The organism is Ralstonia nicotianae (assembly GCF_018243235.1).
Lineage (GTDB): Bacteria > Pseudomonadota > Gammaproteobacteria > Burkholderiales > Burkholderiaceae > Ralstonia > Ralstonia nicotianae.
Genome location: NZ_CP046674.1, coordinates 1,837,057 through 1,860,991, shown reverse-complemented (window position 1 = coordinate 1,860,991; position 23,935 = coordinate 1,837,057). Strand labels below are relative to the sequence as shown.

The window sequence follows — 23,935 nt, the reverse complement described above, 5'->3', positions numbered from 1 at the left end:
CCGACTGGAGACGCCATGCGTGTATCGCCCGTATTCGATGTGCCCGCCGCCGCACTGCCCGCACTGCTGCTGCAGTACGACGCGGTCCGGGCGCAATCCCTGGCGCTGGCCGCGCCGCTGTCCGACGCCGACGCCACCGTCCAGTCGATGGACGACGCCAGCCCCGCCAAGTGGCACCTGGCCCACACCACCTGGTTTTTCGAAGCATTCGTCCTCGGCCCCAACGTGCCCGGCTACCGCTCGCCGGATGCACGCTACCGCTACCTGTTCAATTCGTACTACGAGGCCGTCGGCGCCCGCCACCCGCGGCCGCGCCGGGGCATGCTGACGCGGCCCACGCTGGACGAGGTGCTCGCCTACCGCGCCCATGTGGACGCGGCCATGCAGCGCCTGCTGGCGGGCGGCGTTCCGGAGGCGGTCGGGCGGCTCGTCACGCTGGGCCTGCACCACGAACAGCAGCACCAGGAGCTGCTGCTGACCGACGTGCTGCACCTGTTCGCGCAGAACCCGCTGTGCCCGCCCTATGCCGCCCCCCGGCCTACCTCGGCCGTCCGTGACGCGCCCCACACGCCCGGCTGGGCCGACTTCGGCGGCGGCCCAGTGCAGATCGGCCGGACCGACGACGGCACCGCGTTCATGTTCGACTGCGAAGGGCCGCGCCACACCGTCTGGCTGGAGCCGTACGCGCTGGCCACGCACCCCATCACCAACCGCGAATGGCTGGCCTTCATGGAAGACGGCGGCTACCGCCAGCCCACGCTGTGGCTGTCGGACGGCTGGGCCTGGGTGCAGCGCGAAGGCATCGATGCCCCGCTCTACTGGCGCGCGGACGAAGCGGACAGCGCGAGCGGCTGGCGCCGGATGTCGTTGCACGGCCTGGTGCCGGTCGACCCCGATGCGCCGGTCGCGCACCTGAGCTTCTACGAGGCCGACGCCTACGCCCGCTGGGCAGGCGCCCGCCTGCCGACCGAGGCGGAGTGGGAGCATGCCGCCGAGGGCCTGCCGGTGCAGGGCAACTTCGCCGGACGCGGCGCGCTGTGCCCACTGCCCGACGACGGCATCGCCCCGGCCAGCAGCCTGCGGCAGATGTTCGGCGATGTGTGGGAATGGACCGCCAGCCCGTACGGCCCCTATCCGGGCTTCCGGCCGGCGGCGGGGGCGGTGGGCGAATACAACGGCAAGTTCATGTGCAGCCAGATGGTGCTGCGCGGCGGCTCGTGCGTGTCGCCCGAGGGGCACCTGCGGGCGACGTACCGCAACTTCTTCTATCCGCACCAGCGGTGGCAGTTCACCGGGGTGCGGCTGGCGCGGGCGGCCTGAGCGGCCTGAGTGGCCGGCGCGCCGCGCCGCCGCGCATCCGGCCTCAATTGCCGCGCAGGTCCGGCGGCGGAACCGTCTTCTGGTCCGACAGCGAGCCCGGCAGGCCGCTGGTGGCATCGCGGTCGATGGCGGACCCGGGTGCGCGTGGCGCCGGCATCGGCGCGGGCACGTCCGGCACCACGGGCGCGGCGGGCCGCATCCCCGCAGGCGCCGCCGGCTGCCGCGCGGGCACCGGCTGCGCGCCCGGCTCGGCCAGCTTGCGCCGGCGCGACTCCAGCCCGGCGGCGATCTCGTCCTGGTGGTAGCGCTTGGCGAAGTCGATCACGTCCATCTTCTGCTGGTTGCGCAGGTTCATGTCCGCGCCTTCGTCCAACAGCAGCTTGACGGTGGTGATCTGCCCGCCCATGGTCGCCATCATCAGCGGCGTGGTGCCGTTCGGGCTTTCGGCGTCGATATAGGCCCCATGGTCGAGCAGGTACTGGACGATGGCGTCATGGCCGTTGGTGGCGGCATAGTGCAGCGCGGTCCAGCCGGTCTTGTTGACCTCCACGTCGTAGGTCTCGACCATCAGCCGGACCAGCGGCAGCAGGCCCTGGTAGGCAGCCATCATCAGCGCGTTCTCGCCGGCGGCGTTGGCGCGCTCGAAGTCGAGCCCCTTGGCGCGGATCAGCGCCTCGGCCACGTCGATGTTCTTGTCCTTGAGCGCATCCACCAGCAGCGGCGTGCCGTCGCGCGTGTCCAGATTCGGGTCGACACCCTGTGCGACGAGCTTCTGCACCAGCGCCGGCCGGTTGTATTCGACCGCGGAGCGCAGGTCATCCTGCGGCGTGGCGCGGACGGCGCACGACATCGTCATCAGCAGCCCGGCCGCCAGCGCGGCCTGCTTCAGGCTCCGCTTGAGGTTATCTCGGTATCGCATTGAATAGACGGAAGAAATTCTCGGTTGTCGCGCTGGCGATGTGCTCCAGCGGCTCGCCGCGCAGCGTGGCGAGGCATTCGCCCACGTGCCGCACGTAGGCCGGCTCGTTGGTCTTGCCGCGGAACGGCACCGGCGCCAGGTACGGCGAGTCGGTCTCGATCAGCATGCGGTCCAGCGGTACCTTCCTGGCGGTTTCCTGCAGATCGGCCGCGCTCTTGAAGGTGACGATGCCCGAGAACGAAATGTAGAAGCCCAGGTCCAGCGCGGCCTTTGCCACGTCCCACGTTTCCGTGAAGCAGTGCATGACGCCGCGCGCGGCCTCGGCGCCCTCTTCCCGCATGATGGCCAGCGTATCGTCGGCCGCCGAGCGGGTGTGGATCACCAGCGGCTTGCCGGTCTGCCTGGACGCGCGGATGTGGGTGCGGAAGCGCTCGCGCTGCCATTCCATGTCGGCCACGGAGCGCCCGTTCAGGCGGTAGTAGTCCAGCCCTGTCTCGCCGATGCCGACCACGCGCGGATGGTCGGCCAGCGCCAGCAGGCGCTCCAGCGTGGGCTCTTCGATGCGCGTGCCTTCCTCCAGGTCCGCCTCGGCGTCCGGGTGCACGCCCACGGTGGCGTAGATGTTCGGTTCCTGCTCGGCGATCTCCAGCACGCTGGGGAAGTCCTCCAGCGTGACCGAGATGCACAGCGCGTGCGTGACCCGGTTCTCGCGCATGTGCGCCAGCAGCTCCGGCAGGCGCGCGCGCAGATCGGGGAAATTGATGTGGCAGTGGGAATCGACAAACATCGAAGAATCAGCGCATTACGGCGCCCTTTTCAGGCGCCGTATCAGGATGGGATCAGAGTGTCTGCGTGGGCCGCGAGCTGCCGATGTTCTTGCCCAGCAGTTCCTCCACCACGCGGCGCAGGTTGCGGCCGGGCTCGTCCTCGCCCAGGTGCACGCCGATGCCGGGCGTCCGGCTGGGCGTGCCCACCGGCGTGATCCAGGCCACCCGGCCCGCGACCTGGTACTTCTGCGGCCGGTCCAGCAGCGACAGCACGAGGAAGACCTCCTCGCCGATGCGGTACGGGCGCTGGGTCGGCACAAAGATGCCGCCGTTCTTCAGGAACGGCATGTAGGCGGCATACAGGCCGGCCTCGTCCTTGATCGCCAGCGACAGGATGCCGGGGCGCGTCGTCGCGGGCGGGGCCATGCCCGGTGCGGCGGGAGTGCCGGGGGCGGCCGGCATGCCGGGCGTGCCCGGGGTACGGATAGGTGCAGTGCTCACAGAGGTTCCAAACGTTGAAGTTCAGGCAGCCGGAAAGAGCTGCCGGTAATCCAGCAAAAGGCTTTCGATGACGACCCGCGCGGCCAGCGGGTGCTGTTCGGTGCGCCGCCGCTCGGGCAAGGCCCGCGCGAACCGCTCCAGGCGCTCCAGCGGGATGGCGCCCGCGCAGCGCAGCAGGGCATCGCGCTGCGCGGGGAAATACCGCGGACGGCCCGCCAGCCTCGCCGCCATCAGATCGAAGATCCACCGGTGCATGGTACTGAGAACCGCCGGAACCGACAATTTCTGCAGGTGGTCGGCCGTTGCCAGCGCATCCAGCCTGGCACCCTGGGCCAGCTGTTCCAGCAGGAATTGCAGCAGCGGGCGCTCTTCCGATTCGGCGGCCTGCAGGGCGGCCAGCGGCGCGTTGCCGAATTCCGCCAGCAGGCTTTGCGCGTGCGGCACGCCCTGCCCCTCCAGCCACTGCCGGGCGGCCTCGGGCTGCGGCGGCTGCAGCGGAAATTGCCGGCAGCGCGACAGGATGGTCGGCAGGATGCGGTCGATGCGGTCCGTCACCAGCAGGAAAACGGTGTCCTGCGGCGGCTCCTCCAGCGTCTTCAGCAGCGCATTGGCGCCCTCGGTCTGCAGCGCATCGAGGGGATACAGCACCACCACGCGCAGCCCGGCCCGGTGCGTGCCGACCCCGATGGCCTCGATCAGCTGCCGCACCTGCTCCATGCGGATGATCTTGCTGGGCGCCTTCTTCTTGCCTTCGGCATCCTTTTCGGTGTCGGGTGAGTCTTCCATCGCCTCGGGACGCACCAGGTGGAAGTCCGGGTGGTTGCCCTGCGCGAACCAGTTGCAGGCGGCGCAGGTCTGGCACGGCCGGCCGTCGGCGGTGGGCGTGTCGCACAGCAGCCCCTGCGCGAAGTGCATGGCGAAATCGCGCTTGCCGGTGCCGGCCTGGCCGCTGAGCAGGATGGCGTGCGGCAGCTTGGCCCGCATGGCCTGCAGGCGCGTCCAGTCAGCGGATTGCCATGGATAAAGCATCATGCATCAATGGGTTGCGCAGGACTCTTCAAGCAGAATCTTGCCGTGGAACCATTATTTCGGTGACCGAAATTGCCTGCGGCATCAAAGGCTTGCAAGCAGTTTCTCCAGGTCTTTCCGGATATCGTCGCGCGCGCGGGCGGCATCGATGATAACGAAACGCCCCGGTTCGGCGGCGGCGCGGCGCAGGTACTCGGCGCGCGTGCGGACGAAGAACTGGGCCGACTCCGCCTCAAACTTGTCGGGCGTGCGCGCATCGGCCAGCCGGGCCGCGGCAACCTCCGGCGCCAGATCGAACAGCAGTGTCCTGGTCGGCTGCAGGCCCTGCTGCACCCACTGCTCCAGCGCCTCCAGCCGCTCGATCGCCAGCCCTCTGCCCCCGCCCTGGTAGGCGAAGGTGGCATCGGTGAAGCGGTCGGAGATGACCCAGTCGCCGCGCTCCAGCGCCGGCTGAATCACTTCGGCGATGTGCTCCCGGCGGCTGGCGAACATCAGCAGCGCCTCGGTCTCCAGGTGCATGCGCTCGTGCAGCAGCACTTCGCGCAGGCGCTCGCCCAGCGGCGTGCCGCCCGGCTCGCGGGTCACCACCACCTTCCTGCCCTGCGGCGCCAGCCGCGCTTCGAGCTGCTGGGCGAACCACGCCAGGTGCGTGCTCTTGCCCGCGCCGTCGATGCCTTCGAATGTGATGAACTTGCCGGTCATGGTTGGCCGCGCTGGTATTTGTTGACGGCCCGGTTGTGGTCCGTGAGGTTGGTCGAGAACTGGCTGGTGCCGTCGCCGCGCGCGACGAAGTACAGCGCATCGGACGGCGCCGGATTCATCGCCGCGTCCAGCGAGGCCATGCCCGGCAGCGCGATCGGCGTGGGCGGCAGGCCGATGCGGGTGTAGGTGTTGTACGGCGTGTCGGTCTGCAGGTCGCGCTTGCGCAGGTTGCCGTCGAAGCCGGCGCCGATGCCGTAGATGACGGTCGGGTCGGTCTGCAGCAGCATGTTCTTGCGCAGCCGGTTGACGAACACCGATGCCACCATCGGGCGGTCCCGCTTCTGGCCGGTTTCCTTCTCGATGATGGAGGCCATGGTCAGCGCCTCGTAGGGCGTCTTGTACGGCAGGCCCGGCGCGCGCCTGGCCCACGCCTCGGCCAGGCGCTTCTGCATGGCCTGGTAGGCATGGCGGAACAGGTCGACGTCGCTGCTGCCGCGCGCGAACAGGTAGGTGTCGGGGAAGAACAGGCCCTCCGGCGTGGCCTCGGTCGCGCCGATCCGGCGCATCAGCTCGGTGTCCGGCAGGCCGGCGGTCTCGTGCCGCAGCGCCGGCTCGGCGTCCACCGCCGCGCGCATCTGGCGCATGCTCCAGCCCTCGATGACGGTGACGACGTAGTGCGTGACCTCGCCGCGCGCCATCTTGTCGAGGATCGACAGCGGGGTCGCGCCGGCTTCCAGCTCATAGCCGCCCGCCTTCAGGCTGGTCGCCTTGCCCACGGCGCGCGCCACCAGCGAAAACAGCTGCGGCTGCACGTCCACGCCGCCGTGCTCGAGCTGCCGCGCGACCGAGAGTACGCTCGAGTTGGGCTTGATCACCACTTCCAGCGGCGACGCCGACAGGCTCACCGGCTGCCGGGCCCACCACACCACGCCGCCCGCGGCGGCCAGCCCGACCAGGATCGCCAGCAACAGCAAGCGCTTGAGAAAAGAAAGCATCGAAATTCGGATGTTGCCCACGGAACCGGCTTCCGCCGGTCTTGCCCGCACTTGAAAGAGGGTTGAGCGCGCCCCAGATGCACGCCGAACAGCCCCATATAATACCGGGTCAATCTCCGGCCGCCTGCATACCATGAATGACGTCTTCCAGGATTTCGTCGATACGCTCAGCTTTCCCCCGCTCGACGTGCAGTTCACCCATGCCGCGCAAGGCAGCGTGCTGTGCGCGCCGACCAACCTGGCCCGCATTGCCGTCGAAGGCGCCGATGCGGCCGAATTCCTCCACAACCAGCTGACCAACGCGGTCACCGGCCTGGGCCTGACACAGGCGCGGCCGGCCGGCTACTGCTCGCCCAAGGGACGGCTGCTGGCCACGCTGCTTCTGTGGCGCCAGGCCGACACCATCGTGCTGCAGACCGACAGGCTGGTCGCGCCCGCGATCACCAAGCGCCTGTCGATGTTCGTGCTGCGCGCCAAGGCCAAGCTGCGCCCGATGGACGAGTTCATCGCCATCACCGTCGCCGGGCCGGACGCGGCCGATGCGCTGCGCGCGGCCGGCGCCGTGCTGCCCGAATCCGATGCGCCCTATGCCGTCGCGCAGCAGTCCGCCACGGTGGGCCAGCAGGTCGGCGCGGTGGTCCGCCTGCCGGATGCCGGCAACCGGGCGCGCTACCAGTGGCTGGTGCACGCGGAGCACTTCCAGCACGCCTGGAAGACGCTGTCGTCGCGGCTGGCGCTGATCGGCACCGAAGTGTGGGACTGGCTCGGCCTGCAGGCGGGTGTGCCATCGATCACGCTGTCGACGCAAGAGCAGTTCGTGCCGCAGATGGTGAACCTGGAGCTGATCGGCGGCGTGGATTTCCGCAAGGGCTGCTATCCGGGCCAGGAGGTGGTGGCGCGCAGCCAGTACCGCGGCACGCTCAAGCGGCGCATGCAGCGGGCGCACGTCGATGCGCCCACCTCGGCCGGCGCCGAAGTCTTCAGCGCGGCCGACCCGAACCAGCCGTGCGGTATGGTGGTCAACGCCGCGATGGCGCCGGACGGCGGCACCGACCTGCTGGTCGAGCTCAAGCTGGATGCGCTCGACACGGTCATCCACCTGGCCACCGCCGATGGTCCGGTGCTGACGCTGCAACGCCTGCCGTACGCGATTCCCGTCGCGGAAAGCGCCTGACAGCCGACACGCATCGCGAGCCGCCCATGGCCGACCATCTGTTCGTCTACTTCCGCATCGCCGAGCGCGATGCCGCGGCCGCCCTGCCGCGCTGGCAGCGCTGGCTCGACACGGTGGAAGAGGCCACCGGCGTGTCCGGCGCGCTGATGCGCCGGCCCGAAGTGCGCGACGGCCTGGCCACGTGGATGGAGTGCTACCACGACATCCCGCCCGCCTTCGCCGCCACGCTGGCCGGCCTGTGGGAGACCGGCGGCCCACGCGAATTCGTCGCGGGCGAGCGGCACGCCGAGTGCTTCGCCGAGTTCGACAACAACTGACGCCGCACCTCGCCCGCAATCGTCGCTGCAAAGTTCCGGCAGGCTGCTATGCTTGGCCGGAGGTCGCGCAACGCGGGTCATCACATGGCCCCGAGCGCGGCGTGTTCACAAGGATGTTCTCATGTGCCTGATTCTCACGGCCTGGCACGCGCACCCTGCCTATGCGCTGGTGGTGGCCGCCAACCGGGACGAATTCTATGACCGCCCTGCCGCGCCGCTGGCGTGGTGGAGCGATGCGCCCCACGTGCTGGCCGGGCGCGACCTGGCCCAGGTGGTCGGCCACGCGGGCACCTGGATGGGCATGACGCGCGACGGACGCTTCGCCGCGCTCACCAACTACCGCGCCCCCTCCGAGCGGCGGCCCGATGCCCGCTCGCGCGGCGAGCTGGTCGCCAATTTCCTGGCCGCCGAAGACGCCTCGATTCCGGCCTACCTCGACCAGCTGAAGGCCCGCAACGGCGTCTACAACGGCTACAACCTGCTGACCGCCACGCGCGACGAACTCTGGTGGACCAGCAACCGCGCCAAGGCGCCGCGCCAGCTCGCGCCCGGCGTGTACGGGCTGTCCAACGCGCTGCTCGATACGCCGTGGTTCAAGGTACGGCACCGTGTCGCCGCCTTCGCCGAGGCGCTGGCCGCCGATACCGGCCGCCACGGCAACGCCATCGACGTGGCGCGCTACCTCGACCTGCTGGCCGAGACGCGCGAAGCCCCCCTCGGCGCCCTGCCCGCCACCGGCGTGGCGCCGGAATGGGAAAAGCTGCTGTCGGCCGCCTTCATCCGCTCCCCGCGCTACGGCACGCGCGCCAGCACCGTGCTGCGCATCCGCCACGACGGCTGCTTCGACGTGACCGAGCGGCGCTTCGACGCGCAGGGTCAGATCGGCGAGACGCGCTACCTGGGCGTGCTCGACGCGGTGACCCAGGCCGATACGCCGTAACGGCGCGCCGGCCCGGGAGGGTGCGCTGGCGATATCGGGTCAAGCCGCTGAAGGGCGCTGCGATTGCGATGCATGGCATGCCGTGCCCGCGCAGGCTGCCATCGCATGCGGGATATGGCGGAACGGCCCGATGCATCTGAAGAGCGCTTGACCAGGTTACGCGGCCAATCACGCCAATTTGCCCTGTCCGAAATCGGCGCCGGTGTGCCTGCGCATCCGGAAAAGAACTGCGCGACAGGTACCCTCCGCCGCCGAGAACGCTTCGCACTTTTGAGTGCGTTCCACCGCCCTAAAATTCGACACCCACCTGCGCCATCACCGCCGGCCGCTCGGTGCGGAAGCCCGCCGGCTTCGACAACGGCCAGCCGAACGACAGATCGTAGTTGACCGTCGCATAGCGCCCCGACGGCACCCGCCCGCGCACACCGATCACGGCACCGACCAACTGCTCGCCGAGCAAGGATTCGGCGCTCGGGCCGTGCACCTTACCCACATCGATGCCGCCGTAGATGGCCTGTCCGGCCACACGCCACGCCAGCTCGTTGCGCCAATACCAGCCGTCCTCGGCCGCCAGCGTCAGTTGGCCGTCGAAACCGCGTACGGTGTAGCGGTTGCCGATCGTGAAGTAATCGCTCGGCAGCACGCGCGTGCGGGCATGCTGAATGGCCCAGTTGCTGCTGAACTCGAACACCTGGCTGGCGACCTTGAAGGGCCAGTACAAGCTTGCATTCGCGGTTTCGATCTGCGAGCGGCCGCCGTAGGTGGGATCGCCCACCACCACACCCGGCACGTTCGAATGGTCAGGCAGCGTTTCGCGCCACGCGATCCCGCCATCGAGCGCCACGGGGCCGAGGTAGTGCCGGTGCGACATCGACGCCTCATAGCCCACCACGTCGCGGCGCTGCACCTCGATCTCCGTGTCGTCCAGGTAGTTGCGGTTGATCTTGCGGAAGACCTTGAATTGCGCGCCGGTGCGGGACGTGGCATCGCGATGCAGCACCCCGCTGATCCCCAGGTTCACCTCGGAGCTCTGCCCGCTGTAGACGATCGGATCTTCGAACCCGGCCACCGTCTGGCGATAGCGCGACCGGTTGGCTCCCACGAACACCGTCGCATAGCCGACCGGCACGCTCCAGTTGATGCTGTACGAACGCGTGCCCTGCGTCGCCGCGCCACGGTCCGTATTGGACGACGCGGAAATCGCCAGCTGGTCATACAGGTGCAGCGGCGAATCGATGACCAGCGAGCCGCTCATCTGGTACTTGCCGGTGTTCTTCATGCCGGTGTTGTCCGCCGACAGTGTGGCGTGCCAGCGCTTCTCGGTGCCGGGCTTGAGCACGATGTCCGACTCGCCGACATGCGCACCGGGCACGATGTCGAAACTCGCCTCCGACTGGCCCGGCAGGCGGCGGACGGTTTCCAGCGCCTGGTCCAGATCGCGCTGATTGAGCAGATCGCCCGGCCCGGCCAGCAGCGCCATGCGCGCCCAGCCGATGTTGTCGTCCGAGGCGTTGCGGATAGCGCCGATGCGGCCCGGCAACACTTTGAGCCGCAGCGTGCCTGAGGCTAGGTTCTGCTGCGGGATCAGCACGCGCGAGGTGACATAGCCGTGCTCGATGAGCGCGTTGTTGGCCTGAAGCTCGATGGCCTCCAGCGCCTGCTTGCCGACACACTGGCCGTTCACGGGCTGGAGCAGGTAGGGCAGCCAGTTGAAGACGTTGTCTTCGAGGACGATGCCTTGGATAGCGAAACACGGCGTTTCCTTGGGCAACGCAGACAGTGTGATCGGCTGCGCAGGGGCAGGCGCCGTGAAGACGTCGGGGCGGGCGTTGGCGCGGTCGCGGGCCTGGTCGAGTTGTTGTTCTTGCAAGCGCTGGACTTCCGGTCCAGGACTGATTTGTGGTGGAATGACCTGGGCAATGGCGAGCGAACTCGCCGCGCCGGCCCAAAGGGCTGCGGCGCGTGAAACAGCAGACAGCATGGTGAGGAAGTAGTGGCGGGCGAGCCTCAGTTACTGAGGTTGGCGAGGGCTGAGTTGTAGGAAAGTCAAGAATGCCGACGGGTGGAGATGACCCTGCTCGCCGCTGGATGGTTACTTGTTGGCTTTCGAGAAGCCCGGTTGATATTTAGGGTTCGGCATGAACTCGCCGGTAAGGTTGCCATGTGCATCAACCCTCCATGCCCCGACAATCGCCTCTGGTGGAACATATTCTGTTGGCCCATATGTTCCCTCGATTTTGTACACCCAACCGTTGGGGTTCTCTCGGCCAGCCTGTATTACTTCAGGCGTGATTTCATGTTCTGCATTGCCGCTCATCTCAAACTCCTGATCCATGCGTCATAAGAGGCTCGTTGTTCCGCCACCGTGCAAACTTGCTCGATGGTTGCCGCACCAAAGATGTCCACCAAGTCTTGCCGTGAGGTCTGCCTCCCAGGCTGCAGTAGGTAGATTTTCCGACCACCACCCATTTCCAAGATCATCTGTGACGGATACGCGTCCCTACGGGCACCATTGCACAGAAGAAGATAGCCATCCTGCTCAAGTCGGCGGCGATATGCTGACATTGCAGCAAACAGGTTGTCATCGGTGAACGATAGCGCGCCGAAGCGCGCGCTGCGGACGCACAGCGTGCCCGGCACGCCTTGTGTGAATTCGATCTCGCAAGGCTCTCGCTCACCAGAGAAGGAGGCGATTTCCACACAAACACTTGCCATGACTAGAGTCACCGATATCCAGGATTTTTGATGAACGGCCCAACAAAGGTGCCATTAGGTCCGACTTGGCGAGCCCCCATGATGTCAAACGGACTAATACCTCCAGGGACAGCAATCTCCAACTCATCGGGATGCGGACTTCGCGGACCAAGTATCGCATTTACGTCAAGACCTTGGCGCTGGCCACGAATGGTGTACACATACCCCTCTCCTTGCATATCTGCAAATTCACGAGCGACGTTCGGCGATTTCGAGGTGGGCACAAAAATGCTGGGCTCGTTCTCGCTCGCGTACTTGTACAGGTCAGTGTTCGTACCTCGGGGTACGAAGCCTTCGTTGAAAGCCACGCCCGGTAAACGACCATCTCCACGGAAGAGAAACCCGGACTTCGGAGCACTACTAGTGGCTGTGTCAGCGGCGGTTGCACTGTTTGGTGCAGAGTTTGCAGCTTCTCCTGACACACGCCCCGGCACCACATCCGCAGCCGAATACCCCGGCCCAGCACGCACAGTAGTGACCGGTGTCCCCGCCCCCGCCGAACTCTGCGAGTATGCCCCACCATTCGCCGTCCACGTCGGCGTTTCACCAGCCCGCGCGGCATTCGCCGCATCAGCAGCCCGCCCGGTCGCCGCAGCCGTATTCGCATCGGCGGCAGCTACACTCCCACGCACCCCAAACGGCGCCGCCATGACCGCCGTTGCCCCCGCAGCTGCACGCTCTTCCTCTGTCATCGGAATCAGCGGCATCGACACGTCCGGACCAAACGGGCCACTGACGATCGCCATCCCCTTGTTGAGGGCCTCGATGGCGGTGTTGGCCAGGGACTTGGCATTGCCCGTCACCAGCGGCATCAGATTCACCCGATTCGGGCTGATGGTCCCCGGGATCGGCGTGCGATTGGCGGCCGCGTAAATATCCGGATTCATCAGTTTCGTGCCGGCATACAGGGTGGAATCGTTGTACTCCGCCTGTGTCGCCTGGAACAACGGCATGTGGTTGAACCCTTCCGGGTTCTCCGCCTTCAGTTGGTTCAACCACGCCTGTGCCTGCATGTCCACGCCCGGATGCGCGGCGGCATACGCTGCATCGACATCCCGCAATGCCTGCGAGGACAAGCGCTCAAGGGCGTCGTCGTAGCTGATGCCTCCCGCGGCTGCGAGCTGCCGGGCCTTGTTGCGGATGACGCTGGTTTCCTTCTCGTGCAGTTGGCGGTTATACCGATCCACATTGCTGCCCATGAACGCCCCGGAGCCCCCACCAACCGACCCAACCGCCCCCGCCGCCACGTTCGCCACCACATTGCCCGCCATCTGCCCAGCAACCCCGCCGCCCACGGACGACGCAACCTTGTCCGCCAGTTCAGTCAGCTGCGGCGCAGCGAGCGATGCCGCTCCGGCGCCGATCGCACCGCCGATCGCACCGCCGATCGCACTGCCACCGCCCAGGCCGGCCACCAGCGCGCCGCCCGCCATGTGCAGCCCGGCGCGATACTCCCCGCCCTCCTTCCACTGGTCGGCTTCAGCCCGGTACTTGTTGGCCAGTTCCTCATTGCCCGCCTTGTGAGCCTTGTCGGCCTCGGCCAGCGCGTCGTCGCGCTTGCTGTCTGCGATGTCGCCGATGGTCCGCGTCACCGCCTCGCCCGCTGCGCTCGCCGCCTTTTGCAGCTCGGCCTGCCGGCTCAGGATCTCGCCCAGGTCCGGGTTCTTGTCCAGCACCGTGTTGGTGTTCGACGTGTCCCGGCTCAGCGTGGCGAGGTCCTGCTTCTGCTGTGCCTGGTTGGTAATGCGGATGGTGCCTTCGGCCACCGCGCTGCGCGTGGTGCTGTCCGCGCTACCGGATGACATCAGCGGCAGCATCGGCGAGAAGCCGCCCGGGGCGGCCTTCTTGCGGGGCTCCTCCGATTCCGCTTTCGACGTCTCGCCCGATTTCTTCTCCGACTGGTAGCCAACGCCGCCGCTCAGCCCGAAGCTCGATGCGCTGTACTCCGAATGGTTGTGGATGTCCGAGAAGCTCAGCGTGCCGGTGGTCAGGGTGTTCTTGTCCGGCGTGGCCGCGCTGGCGATCACCGCGCCCTTCAGGTCGGTATTGCCCTTGACGTTGATGTCGAAGCCGCCCTTGCCCGCATAGATGCCGGTCTGCTCCTGCACGCCCTTGTAGTCGCTGTGGCCGTTCTGCGTGGTGAAGCTGGCGCTGGCACTGCCGCCCCCCTGGCTGATGCTGAAGCCGCCGCCCATACTCTGCTGGTGCGACGAGGCCTTGGTGGTGTCCTGCTGCGAGGCCAGGTTCAGGTTGCCGCCCACGTTGGCCACGACCTTGCCGCCGTTGACCTGCGCGCCGAGCAGGTTGGTATCCCCGCCCGACACGATGGTCACGCTGTCGCTGCCCGTCACGTGGGTGTTGTTGTGGATGACCGCATCGCTGTTGGAGTCACCATGAGCCTTGCTCATCGAGGCGGACACACCGAAGCCCTTGGTCCCATACGAGATACCCACACTCGCCGACGACGAACTGTTTTCGCTGCGCGTCTTATCGGTGTCCTGGCTGGCGACCAGGTTGACTGCGTTGGCCGCCCCCAGCACCACGTCCTTCGCCGAGACGCCGCTGCCGGCAATGGTCAGGTTGCCTGTGCCGGCCACCGGGTTGCCGTTGGCGTCCTTGGCGCCGGTGGCGATCAGCGTCGCCTTGCCGCCTGCCATCAGCGTGCTGCCCTGGTTGCGGGTGGCGTCTTCGGTCGAGGTGCTCTTGCTCTGGCTGGTGCCCCACGAAAGCGTTACCGAGACCTCGTCCATCGGTTTCTTGCCGCCCAGGATGTTCCCTGCGTCGTACAGGCTGCGGCCCATCGCCATGCCGTTGAGCACCGAGGCTCGCGCATCCTTGGCATCGGCCGCGTCCTGCATCTGCGACGAGGCCGCCTGCATCAGCCCCGCCGCGCCGCCGGACAGGCCAAGCGTGAACCCGCTGCTCTTGGTGATGTGCGTTTCGTCGTGATGCGTCGTGCCGGCCGCCGCGTCGATCGTCACGTTGCGGCCGATCGCGGTCAGGTCGCCGCCGGCCACGGCCTGGCTGCCGGTCAGGTGCAGGTCGCCGCCAGCCTTGAGCGTAACGTTGCCGTTGGTGCTGCCGATCAGGCTGCCGGCATAGGTGTTGGCGTTGTCGTTGGCAATGTCCGTCTGCTGTTTGTTGCCGTAGGACAAACCGTTACCCGTGGCGCCGAAGCCGCTCTTCTTCTCCTCGCGGTAGTGCGATTCGCTGCTGCTGGTCTGCGTGGTGGTAACGGTTAGATCGTTGCCCGCAGCCAGGCTGGTGCCGTTGGTGCTGGCCACCGTGCTGCCCGCCACGGTCAGGTTGTGGCCCGCCTGGACGGCGACGGTATCGCCCGAGAGGGTGGTACCGGCCGCATCGGTCCGCGATACCGAATCGATGGTGTGTGTCGTCTTGGACGACATGAAGCCGGTTTCCTTCTGGAAGTGCTCATCCCGCACGTCCTGATGGCTTTGGCCGGCGTTGAGATGGACGTCCCGCCCGGCCACGACCTGGATGCTGCCGGTCGCGTTGGCGTAGGCCGCCGTGGCGTTCACATCCTGCCCGGCGCCGATCGCGAGCTTGCCGCCCGACTGGATCTGCGTGCCGGTATCCGCATACGACGAGCGGTCCGAGCGGTTCTGGTTGCCCCAGTTGATGTGCTCCTCGCTCGATTGCCGCAGCGCGTTCAGGTTGACGTCGCGGTTGGCCGTGATGGTGGCGTCGCCTGATGTGTTGATGGCTGCCGCCGTCAGGTTGGCGTCCCGCCCGGCTTGAATCGACAGCGCGCCAGCCGCGACGCTCGCCACTTGGCTGATGTTGGTGCCGAGGGTGGTGGCGTTCGCGGTGGACGTGCTGGTGCTGGTCAGGTTCACATCACGCCCGGCGCTCAGCAGCACCTGGTCGCCCTGGATGTGGCCGCCGAGGTTGTTGATGTCTTGTGCAGCCTGCGCCAGCAACGTCTTGCCCGCCAGCGTACCGGTATTGACGATGTTGTCGCCGGTGACAACGGTCACCCTGCGGCTGGCGATGGTGCCGCTGTTGGTGACGTCGCCCTTGGCCTGGAACGACACGTTGTTGCCCGCCATCAGCGTGCCGCCGCCGGTGAGGTCGGTGTCCTTGGCGCGCAGGTAGACCTGCGGCACCAGCACCTCTTGCCGGCTGCCGTCGGCCAGTGTCACGGTCTGCTTGACCATCCATACGATGTCGGTGGTCAGCCGCGCCATCTGCTCGTCGGTCAGCGCGGTGCCGACGTTCAGCCCGAACGTCTTGCCGGCGGCGACACCGGCGGCCAGCAGCGCCTTGTACTCGTCTTCGTTGCTGGTGTAATCGCCGATGAAGCGCTGGCCGGTGGCGCGGATGATCTGCTGCTGGATCAGCTGCTGCTCGTAGAAGCCGTCGCCGATGCGCTTGAGCGTGGCGCCCGGGTCATTGCGGAACTGCGACAGCATTGCGTCGCTGGACGTCCACTGGCGGAAGTTGGTGAAGCGCGGATCGGTTTCCACCAGCACGCTGCTGCCCGGGTCGCGGACGACGCGGTACAGGGCATTGTTGGGCAGCGTCAGGTTGGGCACCACGGTGCGGATGACGGCCCCGCTGTTCGGAACGGTCACGGCGGCGGTGCCGGCACTGACCGTGCTGCCGGCCGGCGCGGCCACGGTGGACGTCACGGCATGGATGGCGCCGCCCGTCGGCACGGCGACGGAGGCCGTGCCGCCCGCAATCGTCATGTGATCCGCGACTGCCGTGGCGCCGCCGTTGCCTTGGCCGGCCGTGGCTGCGACCGCGACGGATTTGACGGTGTGCTGGCTGTTCGGGCCGGTGCCGCTGGTGGCGCTAACATCCAGCTGGAATTGGGTCTGCTGGGTCTGGCCCTGCCACGGCTGCGCATCGTTGACGCGATCGCGGTCATCGACGTGCGTATAGATCGCCTGACCCGTGGTGGTGACGGTCTGCGTGCCCTGCATGCCGACGTTGTTCGGGCGCGTGCCGATAACGTTGTTGCCGGTCAGGTCGCCCCCCGCCACGATCTGGCTGGCGACGTTGTTCACCACACCGGCGTTCAGCGTCATGCTGCCGCCGGAGGTAATGGTGCCGGGGTCGCTCTGGGTCACGACGGTGCGGGTGACCTGCTGGGTGCCGTCGTAGATGGTGAAGTGGTCGACCTGCCGGTGACTGAAGTCCCGGTTGAACGCGGCGATGGCGTTGTTCAGCTGCTGGTATTGCGGAAGGGCGGCATCATGCCGCTGCTGCCAGGCAGCATGATCGGCGTCGTACTGCCATCTCCGGGCACCAAAATAGTCCTCCCGGATGGGCTCCGGCCCGATCTCCTGCGGCCGCGCGATACCGAACACATCCCAGATGCGGTCGCTCGCGGAGTAGACGAAGTGCTCCGGATACTCGCTCACCGTGCAGTTGTCGCCGGAGCAGACACCACCCGGGCTGTAGGCGGCGCCGATCGGGAAACTGAGCGGTGCGCCGATCATGGCCACCTTCGATGCCTCCTTGCTGTAATCGAACGGCGGGCCGTAACGCTCGAACGGGTATTGCGCCGAGGGCATCACCATGACCTTGTAATCGTCGTCGCCAAGCCATGGCCAGTCGGCGCCGGTGTGCCACTCGCCGGTGTTCTGGTGAAAGAGCCAGACCGTGGACGGATCGATGTTCTGCAGCGAGCCGTCGAGCCGGTAGAACGTGACATGGCTGCCCGCCGAGGTTTGGTCCGCGGTCGCGAAGTGATTGTTCCGGTTGTTGATCTGCGCGGCGGCGATGGTGAGGTTGGCATCGGCGTTGATGGTGGCCGAACCGTTGGTCACGCTTTGCGCCGAGCCGGTGGCGCGGTTGCCCGCATCCAGCGCCCCGCCGATGCGCAGATTGCCCACCGTGTAGATGAGCGCGTGCTCCTGGTTGTTGAGCGCCTGCACGCCCAGGTCCATGTCGCTACGGCTGGCGATGACGCCGGCCACGCCGCTGGCGTTCACGGTGTTGGTGAGCGTATTCGCCTGGATCGCCACCGTGTCGCCATACAGGCGGCCGGTGTTGACCACCGTGTTCGCGCGCACCACGGTGGCACCGCCATCGATGAGGCCATCGTTGGACAGCGTGCCCCGCGCGGTCAGGGTGTTGGACACGGCGCCGATCAGCTGCCCGCTCTGCGTGTTCGTGATGTTGTTGGCCGAGACCGCCAGGTTACGCCCGGCGGACAGCGTGCCCGAGTTGGTCACGTTACCGGTCGTCGTGACCGAGACGTCCTGGCCGGCCGCGACCGTGCCGGTGTTGACGTAGTCCGATTGCAGGTCGAGCGACACGCTGCCCTGGGATTGCACCGTGCCGTCGCCGCTCATGCGGCCGGCCGCGACCGCCACGCTGCGGGTGCCGGTGAGGTTGCCCCGGGTGTTGGTCAGCGCCCCTGCCGCCTTGGCGCCGACCGTGCCGGCCGACTGGATCGCGCCCTGCGTGTTGTCGATGGCCGGCGCGGTGATCTGCGTGCTTTGGTCCGAGCGGACCGCGCCGGCGGTGTTGTCGAAGGACGCGGTGGCGGTCAGCGCCACGTTGGCGCCTTCCATGCCGGTGCCGGCCGTGCTGGTGTTCTTGTTGAGGACACTCGCGCCGTTGACCGACAGCGTGCCGCCCGCGTGCATCAGGCCGGCGCTGTTGTCGAGCGTCGTGCCGCTGAGCGTGACGTCCGCGTTGGAGGCGATCTGGCCGCCGGCATTGGTGACGGTGTCGTCGTGGATCGTCAGGGTGCCATTGGAGACGAGCTTGCCCTGCGCGTTGTTCAGCGACTGGCCTTGTACATCCAGCGTGGTGGCCGATGAAATCGTGCCCTGCCGGTTGGCGAGCGTGCCGCTGTTGACCGACACGGCGTTGCCGATCAGCGCGCCGCTCGTGTTCGTCAGGGATTGGCTGTGCGCGGTGAGCGTGGCGCCGGCCTGCAGCACGCCGTTGGCGTTCGTGACGGCGGCGGCGGTCGCATCGAGCGCCGCCGCAGCCGCGATGGCGCCACCGGTGTTGTCCAGCGCGCCAGTGCCGGTGTTGACCGTGACATTGCGCCCGGCCACGGTGCCGGCCTGGTTGCCCAGGCTTGCTGCCGACAGCGCAATGTCCTGCGCGGCGAGCAGCTTGCCGCTTGCGTTAGTGACATTGCCGGCGCTAGTGACCGTCAGGTTGCCACCGCTGGAGCCGAGCACGCCGCCGACCGTGTTGTCGAGGCCGGCAACGGTGGCGTTGAGGTTGCCGGCGGCGGCCACCGTGCCGCCCTGGTTGACCAGGTTGCCGGCCTGGATCGTCGCCGCGCCCGATGCGGAAACGGCGCCGCGGGTGTTGTCGAGCGTGCCCGAGCCCGTATTGAGATTCAGGCCGCGCGCCGAAATCGCGCCGCCCTGGTTGCCGAGGCTGGTGGCGGTGAAGGTGGCGTCCTGCGCGGCAATGAGCTTGCCCTTGGCGTTGGCGATACCGCTTGCACTGTTGATGCTCAACTTGCCCGCGCTGGAGCCGAGCGTGCCGCCGGCATTGTCCAGGTTGGCCACGCGTGCGGTCACGTCGCCCGCCGCAGCCAGCGTGCCGCCGTGGTTGACGAGGCTGCCCGTGGTCAGGTCGACCTGACCGGAGGCGGAGACCAGCCCATTGCTGTTGTCGAGCGTGCCGGCGCCGGTGTTCACCCGCAGATTGCGCGCCGAGAGGGTGCCGCCCTGGTTGCCCAGGCTCGTGCCGGTGAGCGACGCATCCTGCGCGGCGACCAGCTTGCCGCCCGCATTGTCGATGGCGCCGGCACTGGTCACGTTCAGGCCGCCCGACTGCGAGCCGAGCCCGCCGCCAGTGTTGTCCAGCCGGCCGACGTTGGCTTGCACATCCGCCACCGCAACCAGCGTGCCCCCTTGGTTGATCAGGCTGCCCGCATCGACCGTCGCCGTGCCAGCCGCGGATACCGTGCCCTTGGTATTGTCGATGGCGCCGGTTCCGGTGTTCAGCGACAGGTTGCGCGCCGAGATCGTGCCGCCCTGGTTGCCCAGGCTCGCTGCGTTGAGGGTGGCATCCTGCGCGGCCACCAGCTTGCCGCCCGCGTTGTCGATGGCGCCGGCACTAGTCACGTTCAGGCCGCCCGACTGCGAGCCGAACGCGCCGCCGGTGTTGTCCAGGCTGCCGACGTGTGCGGTGACGTCGCCCACCGCGACCAGGGTGCCGCCCCGGTTGACGAGGTTGCCGGCGGCAATCGTGGCAGCCGCTCGGGCGGACACCGTGCCGTTGGTATTGTCGACAGAGCCGGTTCCGGTGTTCAGCGACAGGTTGCGCGCCGAGATCGTGCCGCCCTGGCTGTTCAGGCTGGCGGCCGCGATCGAGGCATCCTGTGCGGCGACCAGCTTGCCGCCCGCATTGACGACATCGCCAGCACTGTCCAGCTTCAGGCCGGCCGTCTGCGAGCCGAGCGCACCCGAGGTGTTATCCAGGCGGCCGACCTTCAGCGCCACGTCACCCACGGCAGCCAGCGTGCCGCCACGGTTGACCACGGCCCCCGCACCGATTGCAGCCGTACCGGCGGCGGACACCGTTCCGCCGGTGTTATCGATCCCGCCGGTCCCCGTGTTGATTGACAGATTGCGCGCCGACACCGTGCCGCCCTGGTTGCCCAGGCTCGTGCCGGTGAGCGACACATCCTGCGCGGCGACCAGCTTGCCGCCGGCGTTGGCGATGGCGCCCGTGCTGTTGACGTTCAGATGGCCCGTCTGCGAGCCGATGGTGCCCGCGCCGTTGTCCACCGAACCGGCCGTGACCGCCACATCGCCGACCGCCCCCAGCAACCCGCCCTGGTTGGCCACGCGCTGCGCACCCACCTGCATGCCCGTGGTCGACCACAGGCTGCCGGCCGCGTTGTCGAGCGTGCCGCCGGCCTGGATTGCCACGCTGTTGGCCGAAACGGCCGCGCCCCGGCTCGACACATCGCCCGCCGCCGTCAGCGTGACCGCGCCACGCGCGTTGACGCTGCCGTTGCCGGTATCGATGCTGCCGGCGCTCACGCCGATATCCTGGCCCGCCAGCAGGCTGCCGCCATTGCGCACGGTGCCCGCTGCATTGAGCGCGACGCTGCCGGCCTGGGTCACGCCACCGTTTGCATCGACTCCCGCGCCGATGGTGCCGGTGTTCGTGATCTGCGGCCCAGCGATCGCCACGTTGCCGCCGGCAACCACGCTGCCCGTATTGGCCGTGCTACCGGAGATGGACACGTTGCCCGGCGTGCTGATCGCGCCCTGGTTGGTGACGTTCGGCGCGGCAATCGCCAGATCGGCGGCACTCTGCACGCGGCCGGTGGGCGTGATGGTGACGTCGCCGTTGGCCGACAGGTCCAGCCGCCCGGTCAGCGCGGCCAGGTTGCCGCCGATGTTGACGCCCAGCCCTTGCTCGGTACCAATCAGACGGGTCGCGCCACCGCCATACATGCTGCCCAGTTGCCCGACATCGATAGCGACCTGCGGCGCTGGCCCCGTGCCCGCGATGGCCGTGGGCGTGACGCTGCCATAGTCGACGCTGTTGGCGCCGGCCACCGCGTTGAGCCGCTCGGCCCATACCGCGCCATTGATGGCCATGGCGCGCGACAGCAGATCGAGCTGCGCGCCGCGCGCATCGAGCCCCGCGCCGTTGACGGTGATCTGGCCCTGCTGGACGGACAGACTGGAGATGTTGCCCAGCGCATCGAAGTTCGGCGTGCCGGTGGTCAGCGTCACCCGGGGGGCCTGGATGAATGAACACCCCGAACAGATGATCCCCGCGGGATTGGCCACGATGAGGTTCGCCCGGTTGCCGGCGATCTCGGTCGGCCCCGCCAGCGTGGACGGATTGCCGCTGGTGACCTGGTTCAGGATCACGCGCGCGCTGTTGTTGCCCAGGAACGGGTTGCCCTGGACCCAGCCGGCGATCTGCGTCTGCGAATTCTGGCCGCTGTTGTTGAGCACGACGCCGGCCTGGCCGACGTTGTAGTGCGTGAACGCATTCGAGCTGACGCCAGCGGCCGAGGGTGCATTGATGTTCACCACCGGGGTGCCGTTTGCCGCCACGCCCACCACCGGATGCGGCCCGGGAACACTACGGTCCGGCGTCAGCGATTGTGCGTTCAAGCCCGGCGCTGCCAGCGCCGCTGCGGCGGTCAATGTCAGCGCGGACGCGCGCCGACGGCTCGCCCGGCTGCCCGCGCCGCGCCCCTTGCCCGTGCTCCTGGCCGACTCCTCCACGGCCACCAGCATGCCCCGTGCAGCGTTGAAGACGGTTCGATAGCACTTCGCGTTCATGACAACCCAGGCTTTGCAATTTTTACCAAGGCCGGGATTCTAAGCGGCGACTACCTCATATAAGTTACTTGAAATTCACTTTTTGAACATTTTTGAGCAAACCACTGATCACATCAATATTGAGCGACCTAGTTGTTGCAGAACCCTGATCATTCGGGCCAGCCTGGCGGGCAATGCCGTTCAGCTCAAGCAAAACAGGCTGCTCCGACGTCGATCGGAGCGGCCTGTTTCCTGGTTGTTGACTCGGTTCGCGTTGCCGCGAGCCGGCCAAGTCATGAAGGGCATGACTGCCCGGAAGGGGCCGCCACCCAGCCCCGATCCCAAACAGATCGCCGCCATCCTCGGCGCAACCATTGGGCTCACAGCACGCGGCGCATGGTCCGGTGCGCAATGCCGGCCTCCTCGAACTCGTCCCCCTCGGGCGTGAAGCCGGCGCGCGCATAGAACGGCATGGCGTGGGTCTGCGCGTTGAGGATCAGCTGCGTGTAGCCCAGTGCCCGGGCCTTGTCGATCAGCGCCTGCAGCACGTGCGCGCCGATGCCGGTGCCACGCGCCTCCTTGCGCACCGCCATGCGGCCGATGTGGCCGTCGGGCAGCAGCCGGCCGGTGGCCACGGCGCGGCCCGAGGCGTCGCGCGCCACGGCGTGCCAGGATCGGGCGTCGTCGTCGTCCCATTCCAGTTCGACAGGCACGTTCTGCTCAATGACGAACACGTCGTAGCGGACGGCGCCGGCCTCGTCGCGCAAGGCGTCCCAGCGGTCGACTTGTACCGCGGCGGGCGGGTGGGCGGATTCGGGAGGGGTCATGTTTCGGGCTTCAGGACTTCAAAATCGACGATGCGCTCACGCAGCCTGGCGGGCACGGGCACGGACGTCTGCGTGGCCGGATCGGCGCACACATAGATGACCTCGCCGGTGACGAGGTGCGCTCTGTCGTCGCCCTCGCCGCGATAGATCTCGATGATAAAGCGCAGGCTGGAGCGGCCCAGGCGCGCCACGCGGCAGCGCAGGTCGAGCACGTCGTCGAAGCGCGCGGAGGCATGGTATTCGAGCGTGGACTTGACCACGTAGAAATCGACGCCGAACGCCTCCACCACCTCGGTCGGGTAGCGCACGCCGATGGCGCGCCAGTACTCGGTGATGCACACGTCCGCATACAGCAGGTAGTGGCCGTTGAAGACGATGCCCTGGGCATCGACCTCGGCCCAGCGCACGCGCAGCGGCGTGCCGTGGCGGAAATCCTCGATCGCCATGGGTCGGGCTCCTCCTATCCGGCCTGCGTGCCGAAGGCGCGGCGCAGCGCGTCGGCGGCCTCGTAGTGGGCGTCTTCGACCGCGGGCACGAAGCGGCCGAGCTTGAAGAAATCGTGGATCATGCCCTCGTACATCTTCAGCGTCACCGGCACGCCGGCCGCGCGCAGCTTGTCCGCGTAGCCGATGCCGGCGTCGCGGATCGGGTCGAAGCCCGCCACGGCGATCCACGCCGGGCACACGCCCCGCACGTCGGCGCCCTGCCCGCCGCCGTCCAGCGGGGCGAAGCGCCAGTCGTCGCGGTCGGCGTCGCTGCGCAGGTACTGGGCGAAGAACCAGGCGATCATGGCCTGCGTCAGCAGGTAGCCTTCGGCGAAGGCGTGATGCGATGGCGTGGTCTCGCGCGCGGTGGTGCCGGGGTAGATCAGCAGCTGCAGCACGGGCGCCAGGCCGCGGTTGCGCGCCTCGATGGCGGTGATCGCCGCCAGCGTGCCGCCCGCGCTGTCGCCGCCGAAGGCGATGCGGGCCGGATCGGCGCCGATCGTGGCGGCCTCGTCGAACACCCATTGCAGCACGTCGAACGCGTCGTCGGCCGCGGTCGGGAATTTCCAGTCGGGGCCGAGCCGGTAGTCGACCGACAGCACCATCGCCCCCGACTTGGCCGCCAGCGAACGGCACAGCGCATCGTGCGTCCGGATGCTGCCGACGGTGAAGCCGCCGCCATGGAAATACACCAGCAGCGGCAGCGGATCGGCCCAGCTCGCCTCGCGCGCGGCGTAGGTGCGCACGGGAATCGCGTAGCCGTCGCGCGCGGGCACGGTCAGGTCGTGCACGTGGTCCAGCGGGATGGGCGGGATGTCGACGATGGGACTGCTTTTCTCGTAGGCGATCTTGGCGTCGGCGGGCGCCAGGTGGTGCAGCGGCGGACGCTTGGCACGCGCCACCAGATCGAGCAGCTGGGCGACGTGCGGGTCGAGGGACGGCATGGGACGTAACTGAACGATCG

Annotated in this window: 18 protein-coding genes; 4 read left to right on the top strand and 14 right to left on the bottom strand. The window is 67.9% G+C overall.

All coding sequences use genetic code 11. From position 1 onward, the window contains the following. Nucleotides 1-15 precede the first annotated feature (15 nt). Nucleotides 16-1,320, top strand: a complete 1,305-nt coding sequence (gene egtB, locus GO999_RS08585) for an ergothioneine biosynthesis protein EgtB (RefSeq protein ID WP_021156090.1) — start codon at nucleotides 16-18, stop codon at nucleotides 1,318-1,320. Nucleotides 1,321-1,363: 43 nt separating this feature from the next. Here the strand turns inward: egtB and GO999_RS08580 are convergent, their stop codons facing one another. The 6 genes from GO999_RS08580 to mltG form a co-directional block, all read right to left on the bottom strand. Further along, on the bottom strand, nucleotides 1,364-2,239 hold the full coding sequence (locus GO999_RS08580; protein WP_069079602.1) for an ankyrin repeat domain-containing protein: 876 nt from the start codon (nucleotides 2,237-2,239) through the stop codon (nucleotides 1,364-1,366). After that, nucleotides 2,223-3,026, bottom strand: coding sequence for a TatD family hydrolase (locus GO999_RS08575; protein WP_011001725.1), 804 nt, complete (start codon nucleotides 3,024-3,026; stop codon nucleotides 2,223-2,225). The genes GO999_RS08580 and GO999_RS08575 overlap by 17 nt, the downstream gene beginning before the upstream one ends. A 52-nt stretch (nucleotides 3,027-3,078) precedes the next feature. After that, complete coding sequence (locus GO999_RS08570) at nucleotides 3,079-3,468, bottom strand: PilZ domain-containing protein (protein ID WP_011001724.1); 390 nt, start codon at nucleotides 3,466-3,468, stop codon at nucleotides 3,079-3,081. 60 nt (nucleotides 3,469-3,528) lie between these two features. Next, a complete protein-coding gene (locus GO999_RS08565) occupies nucleotides 3,529-4,539 on the bottom strand; it encodes a DNA polymerase III subunit delta' (RefSeq protein WP_011001723.1) in 1,011 nt (336 codons plus the stop codon). A gap of 81 nt (nucleotides 4,540-4,620) precedes the next feature. Continuing rightward, on the bottom strand, nucleotides 4,621-5,238 hold the full coding sequence (gene tmk / locus GO999_RS08560; protein ID WP_064049445.1) for a dTMP kinase: 618 nt from the start codon (nucleotides 5,236-5,238) through the stop codon (nucleotides 4,621-4,623). Next, the gene (mltG, locus tag GO999_RS08555; protein ID WP_019718777.1) at nucleotides 5,235-6,233 is read right to left on the bottom strand and encodes an endolytic transglycosylase MltG; all 999 of its coding nucleotides are present in this window, start codon (nucleotides 6,231-6,233) and stop codon (nucleotides 5,235-5,237) included. Before mltG ends, tmk begins: the two co-directional genes overlap by 4 nt. Nucleotides 6,234-6,366: 133 nt before the next feature. Here mltG and ygfZ point away from each other — a divergent pair, with 133 nt between their 5' ends. From ygfZ to GO999_RS08540, 3 genes are all read left to right on the top strand, one after another. Continuing rightward, nucleotides 6,367-7,407: a CAF17-like 4Fe-4S cluster assembly/insertion protein YgfZ gene (gene ygfZ, locus GO999_RS08550; protein WP_211906123.1), complete on the top strand. Its 1,041-nt coding sequence runs from the start codon at nucleotides 6,367-6,369 to the stop codon at nucleotides 7,405-7,407. Between the two features lie 26 nt (nucleotides 7,408-7,433). Continuing rightward, entirely contained in the window at nucleotides 7,434-7,724 is a 291-nt protein-coding gene (locus tag GO999_RS08545; RefSeq protein ID WP_118872215.1) for a DUF4936 family protein, read from the top strand. 121 nt (nucleotides 7,725-7,845) lie between these two features. Further along, nucleotides 7,846-8,664, top strand: coding sequence for an NRDE family protein (locus GO999_RS08540; protein WP_211906122.1), 819 nt, complete (start codon nucleotides 7,846-7,848; stop codon nucleotides 8,662-8,664). Between the two features lie 289 nt (nucleotides 8,665-8,953). Here GO999_RS08540 and GO999_RS08535 read toward each other — a convergent pair whose 3' ends face one another. The 8 genes from GO999_RS08535 to GO999_RS08505 form a co-directional block, all read right to left on the bottom strand. Further along, a complete protein-coding gene (locus tag GO999_RS08535; protein WP_211906121.1) occupies nucleotides 8,954-10,645 on the bottom strand; it encodes a ShlB/FhaC/HecB family hemolysin secretion/activation protein in 1,692 nt (563 codons plus the stop codon). Nucleotides 10,646-10,756: 111 nt separating this feature from the next. After that, a complete protein-coding gene (locus GO999_RS08530) occupies nucleotides 10,757-10,981 on the bottom strand; it encodes a hypothetical protein (RefSeq protein ID WP_081365237.1) in 225 nt (74 codons plus the stop codon). Next, nucleotides 10,978-11,364 (bottom strand): hypothetical protein, encoded by a 387-nt coding sequence (locus GO999_RS08525; RefSeq protein WP_071508607.1) that lies wholly within the window; start codon nucleotides 11,362-11,364, stop codon nucleotides 10,978-10,980. Before GO999_RS08525 ends, GO999_RS08530 begins: the two co-directional genes overlap by 4 nt. A 23-nt stretch (nucleotides 11,365-11,387) precedes the next feature. Further along, nucleotides 11,388-21,680 (bottom strand): hemagglutinin repeat-containing protein, encoded by a 10,293-nt coding sequence (locus tag GO999_RS08520; RefSeq protein ID WP_211906120.1) that lies wholly within the window; start codon nucleotides 21,678-21,680, stop codon nucleotides 11,388-11,390. 64 nt (nucleotides 21,681-21,744) lie between these two features. Beyond that, the gene (locus tag GO999_RS24960; RefSeq protein ID WP_020832038.1) at nucleotides 21,745-21,873 is read right to left on the bottom strand and encodes a hypothetical protein; all 129 of its coding nucleotides are present in this window, start codon (nucleotides 21,871-21,873) and stop codon (nucleotides 21,745-21,747) included. A 166-nt stretch (nucleotides 21,874-22,039) separates the two neighbouring features. After that, on the bottom strand, nucleotides 22,040-22,486 hold the full coding sequence (locus GO999_RS08515; RefSeq protein ID WP_016724599.1) for a GNAT family N-acetyltransferase: 447 nt from the start codon (nucleotides 22,484-22,486) through the stop codon (nucleotides 22,040-22,042). Then, nucleotides 22,483-22,932: an acyl-CoA thioesterase gene (locus tag GO999_RS08510; RefSeq protein WP_011001711.1), complete on the bottom strand. Its 450-nt coding sequence runs from the start codon at nucleotides 22,930-22,932 to the stop codon at nucleotides 22,483-22,485. Before GO999_RS08510 ends, GO999_RS08515 begins: the two co-directional genes overlap by 4 nt. Before the next feature lie 14 nt (nucleotides 22,933-22,946). Next, nucleotides 22,947-23,915, bottom strand: a complete 969-nt coding sequence (locus GO999_RS08505) for an alpha/beta hydrolase (RefSeq protein ID WP_016726867.1) — start codon at nucleotides 23,913-23,915, stop codon at nucleotides 22,947-22,949. Nucleotides 23,916-23,935: the final 20 nt, after the last annotated feature.

What these genes read in the sequence shown, in the direction of transcription:
- GO999_RS08520 (WP_211906120.1), bottom strand. Translation starts at nt 21,680, where the DNA reads ATGAACGCGAAGTGCTATCGAACCGTCTTCAACGCTGCACGGGGCATG.
- tmk (WP_064049445.1), bottom strand. Translation starts at nt 5,238, where the DNA reads ATGACCGGCAAGTTCATCACATTCGAAGGCATCGACGGCGCGGGCAAG.
- egtB (WP_021156090.1), top strand. Translation starts at nt 16, where the DNA reads ATGCGTGTATCGCCCGTATTCGATGTGCCCGCCGCCGCACTGCCCGCA.
- ygfZ (WP_211906123.1), top strand. Translation starts at nt 6,367, where the DNA reads ATGAATGACGTCTTCCAGGATTTCGTCGATACGCTCAGCTTTCCCCCG.
- mltG (WP_019718777.1), bottom strand. Translation starts at nt 6,233, where the DNA reads ATGCTTTCTTTTCTCAAGCGCTTGCTGTTGCTGGCGATCCTGGTCGGG.
- GO999_RS08570 (WP_011001724.1), bottom strand. Translation starts at nt 3,468, where the DNA reads ATGCCGGCCGCCCCCGGCACTCCCGCCGCACCGGGCATGGCCCCGCCC.
- GO999_RS08510 (WP_011001711.1), bottom strand. Translation starts at nt 22,932, where the DNA reads ATGGCGATCGAGGATTTCCGCCACGGCACGCCGCTGCGCGTGCGCTGG.
- GO999_RS08540 (WP_211906122.1), top strand. Translation starts at nt 7,846, where the DNA reads ATGTGCCTGATTCTCACGGCCTGGCACGCGCACCCTGCCTATGCGCTG.
- GO999_RS08575 (WP_011001725.1), bottom strand. Translation starts at nt 3,026, where the DNA reads ATGTTTGTCGATTCCCACTGCCACATCAATTTCCCCGATCTGCGCGCG.
- GO999_RS08535 (WP_211906121.1), bottom strand. Translation starts at nt 10,645, where the DNA reads ATGCTGTCTGCTGTTTCACGCGCCGCAGCCCTTTGGGCCGGCGCGGCG.
- GO999_RS08505 (WP_016726867.1), bottom strand. Translation starts at nt 23,915, where the DNA reads ATGCCGTCCCTCGACCCGCACGTCGCCCAGCTGCTCGATCTGGTGGCG.
- GO999_RS08545 (WP_118872215.1), top strand. Translation starts at nt 7,434, where the DNA reads ATGGCCGACCATCTGTTCGTCTACTTCCGCATCGCCGAGCGCGATGCC.
- GO999_RS08530 (WP_081365237.1), bottom strand. Translation starts at nt 10,981, where the DNA reads ATGAGCGGCAATGCAGAACATGAAATCACGCCTGAAGTAATACAGGCT.
- GO999_RS08580 (WP_069079602.1), bottom strand. Translation starts at nt 2,239, where the DNA reads ATGCGATACCGAGATAACCTCAAGCGGAGCCTGAAGCAGGCCGCGCTG.
- GO999_RS08515 (WP_016724599.1), bottom strand. Translation starts at nt 22,486, where the DNA reads ATGACCCCTCCCGAATCCGCCCACCCGCCCGCCGCGGTACAAGTCGAC.
- GO999_RS08565 (WP_011001723.1), bottom strand. Translation starts at nt 4,539, where the DNA reads ATGATGCTTTATCCATGGCAATCCGCTGACTGGACGCGCCTGCAGGCC.